Annotated in this window: 15 protein-coding genes; 3 read left to right on the forward strand and 12 right to left on the reverse strand. The window is 69.3% G+C overall.

From position 1 onward, the window contains the following. The first annotated feature begins 2 nt into the window (after positions 1–2). Positions 3–203 (forward strand): hypothetical protein, encoded by a 201-nt coding sequence (locus tag ABZV34_RS28865; protein WP_356282761.1) that lies wholly within the window; start codon positions 3–5, stop codon positions 201–203. A 91-nt stretch (positions 204–294) separates the two neighbouring features. After that, the gene (locus ABZV34_RS28870; protein ID WP_356282764.1) at positions 295–624 is read left to right on the forward strand and encodes an esterase; all 330 of its coding nucleotides are present in this window, start codon (positions 295–297) and stop codon (positions 622–624) included. A 332-nt stretch (positions 625–956) separates the two neighbouring features. Here the strand turns inward: ABZV34_RS28870 and ABZV34_RS28875 are convergent, their stop codons facing one another. The 12 genes from ABZV34_RS28875 to ABZV34_RS28930 form a co-directional block, all read right to left on the reverse strand. Next, positions 957–1,730, reverse strand: a complete 774-nt coding sequence (locus ABZV34_RS28875) for a hypothetical protein (protein WP_356282767.1) — start codon at positions 1,728–1,730, stop codon at positions 957–959. A gap of 208 nt (positions 1,731–1,938) precedes the next feature. Then, entirely contained in the window at positions 1,939–2,628 is a 690-nt protein-coding gene (locus ABZV34_RS28880) for a hypothetical protein (protein ID WP_356282770.1), read from the reverse strand. 341 nt (positions 2,629–2,969) lie between these two features. Further along, complete coding sequence (locus tag ABZV34_RS28885; protein ID WP_356282772.1) at positions 2,970–3,284, reverse strand: hypothetical protein; 315 nt, start codon at positions 3,282–3,284, stop codon at positions 2,970–2,972. Between the two features lie 333 nt (positions 3,285–3,617). Then, positions 3,618–4,022: a hypothetical protein gene (locus ABZV34_RS28890; RefSeq protein ID WP_356282775.1), complete on the reverse strand. Its 405-nt coding sequence runs from the start codon at positions 4,020–4,022 to the stop codon at positions 3,618–3,620. Between the two features lie 105 nt (positions 4,023–4,127). Further along, positions 4,128–5,897 carry a mobilization protein gene (locus ABZV34_RS28895; protein ID WP_356282778.1) on the reverse strand — a complete coding sequence of 590 codons (1,770 nt, stop codon included), beginning with the start codon at positions 5,895–5,897 and terminating at the stop codon, positions 4,128–4,130. Next, positions 5,897–6,355 (reverse strand): plasmid mobilization relaxosome protein MobC, encoded by a 459-nt coding sequence (gene mobC / locus ABZV34_RS28900; protein WP_356282780.1) that lies wholly within the window; start codon positions 6,353–6,355, stop codon positions 5,897–5,899. The genes ABZV34_RS28895 and mobC overlap by 1 nt, the downstream gene beginning before the upstream one ends. Positions 6,356–6,558: 203 nt before the next feature. Beyond that, a complete protein-coding gene (locus ABZV34_RS28905) occupies positions 6,559–6,783 on the reverse strand; it encodes a hypothetical protein (RefSeq protein ID WP_356282782.1) in 225 nt (74 codons plus the stop codon). Positions 6,784–6,885: 102 nt separating this feature from the next. Further along, on the reverse strand, positions 6,886–7,950 hold the full coding sequence (locus tag ABZV34_RS28910; protein WP_356282785.1) for a DUF2637 domain-containing protein: 1,065 nt from the start codon (positions 7,948–7,950) through the stop codon (positions 6,886–6,888). Then, positions 7,947–8,513 (reverse strand): WhiB family transcriptional regulator, encoded by a 567-nt coding sequence (locus tag ABZV34_RS28915; RefSeq protein WP_356282788.1) that lies wholly within the window; start codon positions 8,511–8,513, stop codon positions 7,947–7,949. Before ABZV34_RS28915 ends, ABZV34_RS28910 begins: the two co-directional genes overlap by 4 nt. 117 nt (positions 8,514–8,630) lie before the next feature. Then, positions 8,631–9,338, reverse strand: a complete 708-nt coding sequence (locus ABZV34_RS28920) for an ATP-binding protein (RefSeq protein ID WP_356282791.1) — start codon at positions 9,336–9,338, stop codon at positions 8,631–8,633. Beyond that, the gene (locus tag ABZV34_RS28925; protein ID WP_356282794.1) at positions 9,338–10,357 is read right to left on the reverse strand and encodes a hypothetical protein; all 1,020 of its coding nucleotides are present in this window, start codon (positions 10,355–10,357) and stop codon (positions 9,338–9,340) included. The genes ABZV34_RS28920 and ABZV34_RS28925 overlap by 1 nt, the downstream gene beginning before the upstream one ends. Position 10,358: 1 nt before the next feature. Next, entirely contained in the window at positions 10,359–10,685 is a 327-nt protein-coding gene (locus ABZV34_RS28930; RefSeq protein ID WP_356282797.1) for a transcriptional regulator, read from the reverse strand. A gap of 423 nt (positions 10,686–11,108) precedes the next feature. Between ABZV34_RS28930 and ABZV34_RS28935 the strand changes: the two genes are divergently transcribed. Then, positions 11,109–11,555 (forward strand): Secondary metabolite protein, encoded by a 447-nt coding sequence (locus ABZV34_RS28935; protein WP_356282800.1) that lies wholly within the window; start codon positions 11,109–11,111, stop codon positions 11,553–11,555. Positions 11,556–11,693 lie beyond the last annotated feature (138 nt).

Raw genomic sequence — 11,693 nt, forward strand, 5'->3', positions numbered from 1 at the left:
ACCTGACCGTCGGCCACCTGCTCCGCCAACTTCAGAACCTGGACCCCGACCTGCCGATCCGCCTGGCCGTCAACCCCGACTGGCCCTTCGCGCACTACCTCGGCACCGACGTCGTCGTGGGCGACGGCATGGCGTTCATCGCCGAGGACGACCAAGAGGGCTACCTCCCGGCAGCTGTCCGCTCCGCCCTCGCCTGGGCGTGACCCGCCGTACCGACCCGTCCAGGAGGCCCCGATCTCACCGCGTCCCCGCCCTTCCACCGCCCGCCCGCTGCACGCCCTCGCTGTGCGGCCGATGCCGTCGGGAGTACGCGGCGCACTGGTCCAACGCGTCTCCGCCCTCCCGGAGGGACCGCTCGACGTCTCCTGGCTCCCAGCGGGCACTCCTGAACTCCCGCTCGGCCGTATCCGCCTGCACTGGGAGCCCGCCTCCCGCGCGGGCTGGGACGTCACCGCCCACCTCGGCCTGGCCACCGCCGAGGTCCTCCTCGCCTCCTGGCCCGCCGCCCCCGACAGCTGGCCGCGCCTGGTCCGCCCCACCCTCCACGAGGTGACCGGCCTGTGCGCCGCCCTCGCCGTCGCCACCGTCGCCCTGGACCTCTCCAACCGCCTCGCCGAGGTCTGATTCGCAACCGCAGAAGGCCGCCCCGCGCCGACCGGCAGGGGGCGGCCTTGCCGTACGCCCGCCCATCCGGATGGTGCGTACGCGCATCACCGACGAACGATGAAGACGCGATGGCCGACGGCCAGCGGCTCTGGGGGTATCTGGAGGTCGCCGCCCACCTGGGCATCAGCGTCCGGGCCGCCCGCAGCCGCAAGAGCCGGGGCACTCTGCCGGAGCCCGACGACACCGCGACCTGCACGGCAATGCTCGGGACACATCCGTCGCGGTCTACCGCATGTCTGCCGGACACGGTTTGCTCTTGCGCTCCGTGTGCCGTCCCGGGCCTCCGTGCCCTACAAGGCCCGGTGGCTCACAGTGTCGTCGTCCGCCACCTCGTACAGATCGACCCTGAGCAGTTCTCGCACAGCGGCGGGAACCCGCTCGGCAGCCTTTACGGACGAGGTCGGCACGATCAAGGCGTAGCGGGTGTTCGGAGACCCGTCCGTCATCCGACGCAGGAGCTGCCCATACGCGATGTCGACGTCTATGCCCTTCTCCTTCGTGCGCCCCTTGGCCTCCCCGATCAAGCGCTCATTACCGCGCAGTGCTTTGATGTCGGTCCACTTGTCAGTGGGAGTGACTGGGGTCCAGCCTTCGGCGATGAGCCAGCACCTGAAGGCATCGGTCACGCGGTCTTCGTCGCTGGTCCGCGCCAGGAGGTTCCGCACTGCCTCCAGGTCAGATACTCGGGTCCTGCGCAACCGGCCTCTGCCGTCAGCATTGAGGTCAGCCGGACGGATCACCACGAGTCGTAGGCCGTGCGCCGGAATCTCGGTGTCTCGACGGGCGTCGTACAACGCGCGCTGTTCGCCGCGGTGCACGCCGCTGATGGTCAGTATCTCCGGCTTGTCGAAGATCGGCACCGGCTGGTCGTGCTGGAGTTCGCGGTACTCAACTACCAGTTGGTGGCCGGGCCAGTACGAATCGACTGGCAGCTTCACCTGCCGTCCGGTGGCTCCGGGATCTCCAAGCAGCCAATCGAACCGATGCCCCTGTCGGCCGACTTCCCCGAGAACCTCGTCACACATGCCGAGTACGTACGCCTCGTCGCTGTCTTCTCTGCTCATGGCTACGGAGGATGCCACCCGCCAGTGACAGCGAGCCCAGATTCGCCCAGCAGCAGCCCGCTCCTGCGGGGAAGCGGCTCGCGCCGCCCTCCTCCCGGGCGAACCCCACCGCTGCTGAGCAAGCCGTCGAGGGCCCGACCGTCCACATCCGACGGGTCCGCCTGGGCCCGCGCCGCCGGCGGCTCCGCCAGGGCACGGGCCTCGTCATTTAACCGTTGCAGGCCCAGCGGCCGGTGATATGGAACAGCGGCTTCTCCTGGTCGTTCTCCTGCTCCCAAGGTGCAAGCCAGGCGTCCAGGGTGCCGGAGGTCAGTCCGTGGTCGATCGTGACCAACGCTCTGCCCTTGTTGTGGTCGTCAGGGAGGTAGTAGACGTACTGGAATTTCCCAAGCCCGTTACCGAGCACGACGCTGCTCGGAGCCTTGTCCGAGGCAATGTCGAAGGTCAGCACGTTCGACTCGCCATTCGTATCGGCGTCGTACACCGCGAAGTGCTGGCCCGGCTTCGGAGAACCGAAGGAGGCACCGTTTCCGATGGAGATCTCCCAGTCGATGCCGTTCATGCGCACCGTGAACTGCGCCTCCCAGGCGCCGTCATCAGCGGGCATCACGCACTGCGTGGCGCCATCGGGCACGGTGTAGTCGTAGTGGGCCCCGCTCTTGCCGTGGAGTACCTTCAGCGCCCCGTGAGCGGTTCCCTTGATGTCTCCGCCGAAGCGCAAGTTGGTTCTAACCGGCGGTGTCCTCGGCGACTTACTCGCCTTCGGTCTCGTCTTTTCAGCCGTGTACTTACTCGCGGCCGGGGGCTTGCTGCTGGCGGGCGTGGACCCCTGAGCTGTGCAGGCACCTACCGTCCCCAGCGCAATGACAACGCCCACGATCATCTTCTTGCCAGCCATGTCAGTCCTGTCCCCCTGCTAGGCGCTGAAGGCCAAGGCGCCGAGGATGAATCCGACCACCATGCCTGCAACGGAAAGGCCCATGGCCAGGGCGGCGTGCGGCTCCTTCCGCTTCATCGCGAAAACTGACAGCACGATCGCGAGGGGCCCAAGAACGATGGGAAAGTAGAGCAGGGATACTGCTGCGCAAGCAAAGGCGCCCCAGACGAAGCTCGCCGACCTACCGCCGCCTGGCTCGCCATAGGTGGTGCCGCACTCAGGACAGAAGGTCTTGACTGTTTGCGTGAGAGTTCCACAAGCGGAGCAGAGCTTAGTTGGGGACTGTTCAAACGGTGCCGTACTCACTCGAAGCTGGCCTTCGCGGTCGCGAGGATCTTCTTGTTCGGGCTAGCGAACAAGGCATAGAGGTTGTCAACTGCCGCAGTCGAGCGGAGCGTGAGTTGGGTGTGCCCTGACTGCGCACTCGGCACCACGGTGACCGTCAACTCGCCATTGGTCGGAAACTTCTTGTATGCGCCAGTCATCTGCCCAAGAACCGTACTCGTCTGCACGTCCTTGAATCCGGCAGTCATGAGGCCCTTGGCACAGCGGGTGAGCCACTCGTCGCGCTCTCCAGCGACGACCAGGGTCTCTTCCACGCTCTTACGGATTGCCACTTGACTCCTCTGCGGCCAAACATCAACGGAAAGTACGAAGAGTGTGGCGATTGTGGACCTTCTATGGAAGTGGCGTTGCTGTATCGTGATCATGAATGGTGTGTCGCGAGTTCCTCCCCTGCAAGCCCGTGATGGCCGTGCGATCGCGTCAAGGGAGCGGGCGACGGTAGGGCTCTGTGCGCACGCGGTCCTCAGCCAGACGGCTACCTGCTGCGGACCCGTCCGCCAAGACGGGGCGAACGTTGCCTGTTGCGGCACTAGCAACGTCCGTGCAGGTCAAGACAGTTGATTACGGGAGCTCGAGAACTGTTGCGACGGATGCAATTCGGCGCGTTAGTCCAGGTAGGTGCCGCCGAAGGCGCCGTCGAAGCCGAGTGCGATCAGGCCCTGCTCGACGCTGGGGTAAGTCGTCCCGTCCGGGATGGCGATCATGGCGTCGAAGTCGGCGCGGCTGATCTCGGGCTCGAGCCACTGGTTGCTGCAGCGGCAGCGGACCCAGACGTTGCAGCCATGGTTGATGAGCAGCCAGTCGCGCCGGGCCCGGCAAGCCGAGCACATCACGGGGATCCCGCGCAGGGACAGCGTCGGCGGGTGGCTGAGGCAGCGGGTTGCGCCGGGTCCGCTGGGCGGCTGCGTCTCGTACTGGAGTTGCGGCAGCGGATCGCTTCCGGCGGGGGCGGCGGGCAGGACGGAGGTCGGCTCTACGTAGTGGTCGGTCGTTCTGAGCACGAGCGTCATCTCCCGGTCGAGGGCCTTCTCTTCATCCGTAACAGCCGGTGGAGCCGGTTGTCCAGGCGTTTCGCGCGGTCCGGCAGGCAGGTGGCGGGCCTGCCGGACTGCTGGTCAGCGGCGCCGCAGGCGACTGCGCGGGTCCTGTGCGGCGGGCCTGGGCGCGGCCGAAGGCGCGGGCCGGACGCCGGCCTGGTTGGCGGGAGCCTTGGCGCGACCGGTACCGGCCTGCGGACGTCGAGTGTCTTCGCCGGGGTGGGCGGGGAGCTGAGCGAGGCGGCGCAGTCGCCAGACTAGGACGTCGTTCACGTCATCAGCCGTGTCGAGTTCGCGCATGGCGATGGCCTCCTGCAGGAGGGCCTTCGGGTCGTGACCTGTCTGCTCGGCCTGGGCCAGGGTGGCGGCCAGGGCGTCGTTCTTCGTGTTCGTGCCGGGTCGGGTGCGGTTTTCGGGCAGGGCGGCGCGGATGGTGGTCTCGTAGGTGCGGCGCTGGGCTTCGGGCAGGGCTCGTCCCTGGTCTCGGAGGGCTTGCATGGGTGCGGCGGCGGCCTGGCGGTAGGCGGCGCGAAGGTGCTCGGCGGTCTGACGGGAGGCTTCGGCCTGCTGGGCGTGACCGCGTGCGGAGTGCCAGCGTGCGGCGGCCAGCGCCACCAGGACCAGGGTGGAGACGAGCATGGCGGTGGTGCCGCCGTCTTCTCCTCGGCCGAGCGCGCTGCGGGCCTGGATGATGCCCCGGGCCGCCGAGCGGATCGCCCGGGTGTCGGCGCGTTCGGCTCGGACGTGGCTGCGGGTGGCGCGTTCGAAGGAGCGAGCGGCGGCGCCCAGTTCGGCGCGGGTGGCGGCCGGAGAGGTCTGGGCGACGGCGTCCAGGAGTTCGCCGACTCCTACGAGTTGGGCTGCGGCTTCGTCGTCGTCGCTGTCCAGGAGGATCGCGGCGCGCTCGGCGATCCCTGTGGCGGTGCGTCGCCCCCGTGCGGGCGGCGACCAGTCCGATCGGCCACTGTCTGCTTCCGGTAGCGGGGCCGCGTCGGGGGTTCCGTCGGCAAGGCGGCGCTGGATCTTGGGATAGGAGAGGTCGGGGGCCAGGGTCGAGCCCGCGAACCAGACCGGCTCGCGGTCACGGTTGCGGTCGCCGGGCAGTGCGACCGTGTAGCCGAGGATGTCCCCGGAGGGGGCGTGGCGCAGCTTGACGCGCAGGCCCGCTTCGCGAAGGCGGGTGAAGAACTCGGCTTCGCTGGCGGCTCCGGCGACGGCCTGGCGGACGGCTTCGCGCAGCGTCTCGCGCGGTGTCTCGGGTCGGCCGACCCGCTCGGCTTTGAAGCGCTCGGCGCTGGTGGGCGTCTTGGCTCCGGTGCCGTCGCCGGGCTTTAGCCGGCGCAGGCCCATCTCCTGTTCGATGCGGCGGCATTCGGCCTGGGCCTTCTTGAAGTCGTAGTTCATCCTGGGGCGGCGCAGGTCGCCTCGGACCATGGTGGCCAGGATGTGGATGTGGTCGTCGGCGTGGCGCACCGCGACCCAGCGGCAGCCGTCCGGGTCGCCTTCGGGGGCGAGGTTGACGGCGTGGACCAGGCGGCGGGCGACGGTGTTCCACTCGTCATCGGTCAGGGTGCGGTCGCCGGGGTCGGTGCGGACCGAGCAGTGCCAGACGTGCTGGGCCGGGGCCTTGTCGCCTGCCTGCTTGACCCGTAGGTCCAAGGCGGCAGCGAGCCGGGCGAGGGTGACCTTGGGGTCGGGTTCGGGGCTGGTGTCGCGGCCGGGGTCGGGGGCGAAGCCGTCCCAACTGCCGACGAGGTGGGGGTCGGTGTGCTCGTCGCGCTTGCCGGGTCCGTACAAGTAGACGAGCAGGCCGTGGGTGCGCGAGCCGCGTCGGATCTTGGGGACCATCAGAGGCGCTTCTTCACCAGGGTGTCGGCCGTGTCGTCTACGCGGGCCAGGATGCGGGTCAAGGTGGTCAGGGCGTGGTCGAGTTCGCCAGGGCGGGGCTGTCCTCCGGCGTTGTAGACGAAGGCGATCTGGTTGATGTTGTTGCCGACACGGGAGATGGCGGTGCGCAAGGCGGCCAGCTCGTCGATGGCGGCGTCGAGCTGTTCGTTGGCGTGCACGGTGGTCGAACCGCGGGCGACGGCGAGGCCGGCGGCAGCGAGGAAACGAGCGACGGTAACGGCGCGCTGCTTGGCAGCGGCGGTGATCTCGGTCTTCTCGGTGTCGGACAGGCGGGTGGTCGTCTTGTGGGTGCGCTGGCTCGGGTTGCGTGTGCGACGGCGCGGCTTTCGGTCGGGGAACGCAGGTTGACTCGGGCTCTGCTGCTCGCGCGGGGCGCGGTCGTCTGCTTCTCCTCCCACGACCGGCGCCCCCTGGTGCCGGGAGTCCGGTTGGTCCCCGTGCGCCCTCGCTCGGGGACCAACCGGACTTCCCCCGCCCTCCTGGGCGGGGGCAAGTGAATACGACGGGCCGTAGGACCGTCGTATGCGACAACTTGCTCCGCCAGGAGCCGTGTTGGGGTCACGCTGCGGTCCGGACGTGGTGGCCGCCGGGTCGTTGGCGGTCACCGGCTCGTCTCCGCGTCCTGCTGGTGGATGTCGCGGACGACTTCCTCGATCCAGCCCATGGCCAGGACCGAGTGGTGCAGGGTCCAGGGGCGGCTGTGTCGGCGTCGTCGCACAGTCCAGGTGTTGTCGGGACCGGATTCGGCGCGGTGGAGGTGGCCGCGCTGGTGCAGGATGGTCAGCCAGGAGTCCACCTCGGACGGTGTGGCGGGGTTCGTACGCATGGCAGTGCTCTCCGGTTTGCTTCAGGAGGTCGTGGGGCGCGTGTCCAGGGGCAGGTGACCTGCCAGGTGTCCGGCTGGTCACCCGCCCCATGTGGTGTGCGGTCAATTCCGAGAGGTGACCGACTGTCCGTGCTGCTGGCGGAGCTGGACCATCAGGGCGGTCAGCGTGTCGCTGGACAGCGGGATCTGCTGACCGCGGATCGCCTGGGCGACCACCTTGCGGGTCAGTTTGTCCTCGGCCCTGACCGCTGACCGGGCGATCTCCAGCAGCTCCTCGGTGTCCGGGTCAGATCGCCGGTCAGCGGTTGTCCGGGTGTCCCGGTCAGTGACCGGTGGCGGAGTGACCGGCCGGTCAGTGACCGGCGGGAGGTTGTCCGGGCGATCGGTGACCGGCTCGGTGCCGGCCGGCCGGTCACTGACCGCCGGGGCGGTGTCCGGCTGTCCGCCCAGGTCAGCGGTCTTGAGCTCCCGGTCATGGTGACCGGTGTCCGGGCTGGTGCTGTCCGCCGGGGCGTTGTCCCCGGTCAGTGTCCGGGTGTCCGGGGTCTGCTTGTCCAGGGACAGGCGGGGCCGGTCTGTCAGGGCGGTGCCCGGCTGTCCGGCGCTGACCTGACCGGGCTGCGGCTGCTGCTGACCGGCCCGGTCAGTCCGAGTGACCGCGATGCGCTCGGGCTGACCGGGGTAGCTGGCCTGACCGAGGTTGTCGCGGTCACTTCGGTCACTGTCCTTGACCGGCCCCCGGGCGATGAGGATGTACAGGTGGACCGCTCCGGCCAGGGCGAGCGGGGCGATGGTGGACAGCACGGCGACCACCGTGTCTCCGAGCCGCAGCCCCGTGTCCGAGGCGGTCTCCTGGTTGAGCCTGACCGCGTGCAGCGCGTTGGCCCAGATACTGGCGGCGGTGGCCGTGCCGAAGAGCGTCCAGACGTAAAGCCGGGCGCGCAGCGGTGCGTCGCGCAGGACCAGCAGGGCGCGGATGCCGTAGGCGATGAACCCGTCGATCACCATGGGGAAGAGGTAGGTCAGCAGGCCCCGGACGTGGATGGCGACGGCCATCTGCTGCAGGGCGTCGTACGACAGGGCGCAGCCCGCACCGCCGAGGGCGATGACGACCGCGCGGTCCCATCCGGTGACACGCGCAGTGCTCGGCGCGCTCGCGATGCTCACGCCGCTGTCCCGAAGTCGTCGCGGCGCAGGCGCTCCCCGTCGGTCTCGGGGGGCGGGGTGGTCTTCGTGGTCTGCTCCAGGTCTCGGTTGCGGATGGCGCGGCGGGTCTCGCGGTACAGCTTCTGGGCGTGCTCGTCGCTGACCTTCAGGAGCCAGGCCAGGCGCTGCTCGGTGATGCCGTGGCGGTAGGCGGCGCGGACGACCGCGCGTCGCTCGGCCTTGGTGAGGTGGACGTCGCGACCGGCGACGGTGGCATTGACGCGGCTGTAGTCGAGGCGGCTGGCGAGCTTCTCGTGCAGCGGCTCGCGCTCCTCCTCGCTCATTCCTCCCCGGATGCCGTGGGTGTCGCCGCCTTCCAGGGCGGCGTCCAGGCAGGTGCGGCGGACCGGGCACTGACCGCACAGCGACTTGGCGGCGGTAATCTTGGCGGTCTCGTCGGGCTCGGGGAAGAAGATTTCGGGATCCACCGGGTTGTACTCGGTGCTCTGGCAAACGGCCTGGTCCTGCCAGGTGTGGTCACCGAGCGACCGGTGGCGGGCAGGGCTGATCGTCGTGGTGGTCATGCGGGTTGCTCCGATCGCTCTCCGCGCGCAGGGGCGTCGGCGGAGGAGTGCGCTGGGTCGGGAGGTGCATAAAGCGGCGCGCTGGAGGCGCGGCCCGGCGGGGCGGCCGGCGGTGAGTCAGGCGGCGGGGCGGTGGCGTCTGCGGTCGACCGGCTCGAACTCGACCCGGGTGGTCATCTGCGCGAGCCGGGAGGTGACGCGGTCGCCGAGGTAGGCCCGGAGGTCCTTGATCGCCAGGTTGGTGGTGATCAGCGTCGGGAGCATGTGGTTGTACCGGCGGTTGATCAGCCGGTACGTCACTTCCTCGACCCACTCAGACGCCTTGGCCGCGCCGAGGTCGTCGATGATCAGCAGCGGGCAGCGGCTGACGGCCGCCAGCTCCCGCTCGCTGTCGGCTCCCGGCCTGGGGCGGAGGTCCGCGTACAGGTCGGCCGCGGTGGTCGCGCGCCAGCGCACGCCGACGCCGGTCTGCACGAGCCGTCGGACCGCGCCGTACGCCTGGTGTGTCTTGCCCGCGCCGACCACTCCGGCCATCAGCAGGCTCGGGCCGGTGGTGACCTGCCGCCGGGCCCCCAGGCTGGGGGCGACGGCCTGCTGGGCGACGTCCCGGGCCCAGTCCAGGACCTGCGGGTGGTCGGCGACCGCGCCCTGGTAGCGCGGGGGCATCGCGGCCAACAGGGCGTCCACCGGTGAGAAGGGCTCGGGCTCGTCGGCCAGGGCGGCGACGGCTGACGGGTCGATGTCGCGGGCGGCCAGGATCCGGGCCATCCGGTCCAGGGTGCCTGCGCCGCCGAGGGTCTGCGGGTCGCGGGTGTGGGTGCGCATCACAGCTCCTCGGCGTAGGCGGCTGCAGCGTTGACCGGGTTGGTCCACGCCTGGTGAGCGGGCACGGTAGGCCGGATTCCCGGCCGCGCCAAACCGGCCGATCGTGCGTTCATGGCGTCGTTGACCAGGCTCGGCAAGCGGCTGGGGTGGCCCTGGATCTCCGCGAAGCGCTTCAGCCCGGCGCTGACTTGCTCCGGGGCGATGCCCTCACCGAGGAGCTTCTTGGCGATGCGGCCGAGGTGCCCGATCACGTCGCTGGGCGGTCGCTCGTCGCAGGCGGCGACGTACTCGCCGATCAGGTCGTTGGCCAAGACGGTGGCGGCGGGCGCTGTGCGCCCCGTAGGGAATGAAGATCCAGGATCCAAGATCCTAGATCCAGGCGTCGAGCCCTCTCCGAGGTTTCGGGGAGGCTTCGGAGAGCCCTCGGGGAATGCCGCCTGACCTCCGGTTTTCTTACCGGTGGGGTCAGGGGTGCCGACAGGGCCGGTGAGGGCGTCCTGTTGGGCGATCGGGGCCCCGCTTCGAGGGGCGGGAGGCGTCGCAGCGGGCTGCGCGGGCAGATCGAGGGCTCGGGGAGCATTCGACGAAGTCTCGGCGAGCCCTCGGATAGGGGCGGGCGACGCCTCGGAGCGCTTGGTGCAGGTCCCCTTGCAGATGCCGCACCGGTCCGCCGGGTGGTGCTGCGGGCACGCGGACAGTCGGGACTGACTGGGCTTGTCGATCTTCTGATGCTCGGACCAGGTCACGACGTGGAGGTAGTGGCGGGCGTCGCAGCCGGTGTACCGGCAGATCAGCCCCGCGTTGGCGAGCTGCTGGAGGTCGTCTTCGACGTGGACCGAGGTGTGCTCGGCCCGCAGGGGCCAGAGCAGCCCCGCGATGATCGCGGCGTTGTCGCGGTGACGGCCGTGGTCGTCGGCCTGGGTGAGGAGGCCGAAGAAGGTCCGCTCGGCCTCGACGCTCACTTCGGCGAGCGACTCGGAGAAGAATGCCTCCGGCTTGATTGTTCGGATCCGCGCCATGTCAGCGACCTCGGCCGGCAGCGACGAGGTCGCTGCGGGTAAGGGATGCGGCGGCAAGGTCGAAGATGTGGGGCCGACTCCAGTCCGCGTCCGGCCAGACCCGCAGGACCCACCGGGCCACAACCCTGGCGGTCGTCCGGTTCAGCTCGATCGCCTCCCCGGCCGCATCCTTTGCGATGGCGTGCGGGTGGGGCCAGGCGTGCTTCGGGTCGGTGAGGCTGACGCGGATGGTGGCCGCCCCGGAGATCATGTCGGTGAGCTGGGCCGCGAGTCGATGCTGGCGTGCCGTGTCCGGGCATGCCAGGGTTCCGCTCGGCATGGCGAGCATGGGATACTCCGTTGTTCGTAGGAGTGCGGTGCGGCGGTTCTCGTGCAAAAGCCCCGCTGCCCGCGAGATGTGAATCGGTGTCCTTCGGGGTGCCCGCCCGGCGCTTGGGAGTTGGTAGCTCCCGGGCGCCGGTCTCGTTCGACCCCGTGGGCGTCATGGCCCCAGTGCGTGCATCGCCCCTCCCTTCCTGGCCGCCGATGATTCGCTTGTGCGGGGACCAGAACCGTATGGCGACCCCTGGCACAAGTCCAGCCTCTTCGCACCCACTCCCACCAGGCATGGAACACTGCACTGGATGAGATCAGAGATCAACGTACACCGCAGTTGCGTCATCGCGTCAACTGCGGTGTCGGCGCCTAGAGCGATAGGAGGCGTGATCACCACTGGAGTGGATAGGATCGCGGCCATGACGAAGGGCTGGAGATGACCGAGAAGAACGAGCGCACCTTCGCGGAGCTGCTCGACTACCTCTTCAAGGAGGTACACCCGAAGGGCCGGGGCCCGTACACGTACGCGGAGGTGTCGCAGGGCATCCGGGACACCTCGGGCGTGGCCATCTCGGCAAGTGCCATCCAACAGCTCCGCACGGGAACCAACAGCAACCCGAAGATGCAGACCATCCGGGCACTGGCCGGCTTCTTCGGAGTGAACCCGGGCTACTTCTTCGACGAAGAAGAGGCCGAGAGACAGCGCGCGGAGATCCACTTGGTCGCAGCGATGCGCGACCAGGAGGTGCGCAGGGTCGCCCTGCGCGCCAACGGACTCAGCACGTCGAGCCTGCACATGCTGAACACCGTGATCGACCAAGCCCGGCGACTAGAGGGAATGCCTGACGACTCGGACGAATCCGGACTGCTCGACGACGAATGATCCCCGCCTCGACATGAACCGCCGCACGGGGTCAACCCGACACGGGCCCTGACCCTTGATCGCGGACACCGGTTGTCATGCGGCAGAGGCCAGCGTAGTTGATCGTTGCTCGAAGGCGATCGGGCTGATCTGGCCGAG

Origin of the sequence: Streptomyces sp. NPDC005195, assembly GCF_040608315.1 — a bacterium.
Classification (GTDB): Bacteria; Actinomycetota; Actinomycetes; order Streptomycetales; family Streptomycetaceae; genus Streptomyces; species Streptomyces kaempferi.

Bases quoted from the DNA above. Each gene is read 5' to 3' on its own strand.
- ABZV34_RS28930 (WP_356282797.1), bottom strand. From the start codon at position 10,685: ATGCTCGCCATGCCGAGCGGAACCCTGGCATGCCCGGACACGGCACGC.
- ABZV34_RS28875 (WP_356282767.1), bottom strand. From the start codon at position 1,730: ATGAGCAGAGAAGACAGCGACGAGGCGTACGTACTCGGCATGTGTGAC.
- ABZV34_RS28925 (WP_356282794.1), bottom strand. From the start codon at position 10,357: ATGGCGCGGATCCGAACAATCAAGCCGGAGGCATTCTTCTCCGAGTCG.
- ABZV34_RS28905 (WP_356282782.1), bottom strand. From the start codon at position 6,783: ATGCGTACGAACCCCGCCACACCGTCCGAGGTGGACTCCTGGCTGACC.
- ABZV34_RS28935 (WP_356282800.1), top strand. From the start codon at position 11,109: ATGACCGAGAAGAACGAGCGCACCTTCGCGGAGCTGCTCGACTACCTC.
- ABZV34_RS28890 (WP_356282775.1), bottom strand. From the start codon at position 4,022: ATGACGCTCGTGCTCAGAACGACCGACCACTACGTAGAGCCGACCTCC.
- ABZV34_RS28870 (WP_356282764.1), top strand. From the start codon at position 295: ATGCCGTCGGGAGTACGCGGCGCACTGGTCCAACGCGTCTCCGCCCTC.
- ABZV34_RS28920 (WP_356282791.1), bottom strand. From the start codon at position 9,338: ATGCGCACCCACACCCGCGACCCGCAGACCCTCGGCGGCGCAGGCACC.
- ABZV34_RS28880 (WP_356282770.1), bottom strand. From the start codon at position 2,628: ATGGCTGGCAAGAAGATGATCGTGGGCGTTGTCATTGCGCTGGGGACG.
- ABZV34_RS28895 (WP_356282778.1), bottom strand. From the start codon at position 5,897: ATGGTCCCCAAGATCCGACGCGGCTCGCGCACCCACGGCCTGCTCGTC.
- ABZV34_RS28915 (WP_356282788.1), bottom strand. From the start codon at position 8,513: ATGACCACCACGACGATCAGCCCTGCCCGCCACCGGTCGCTCGGTGAC.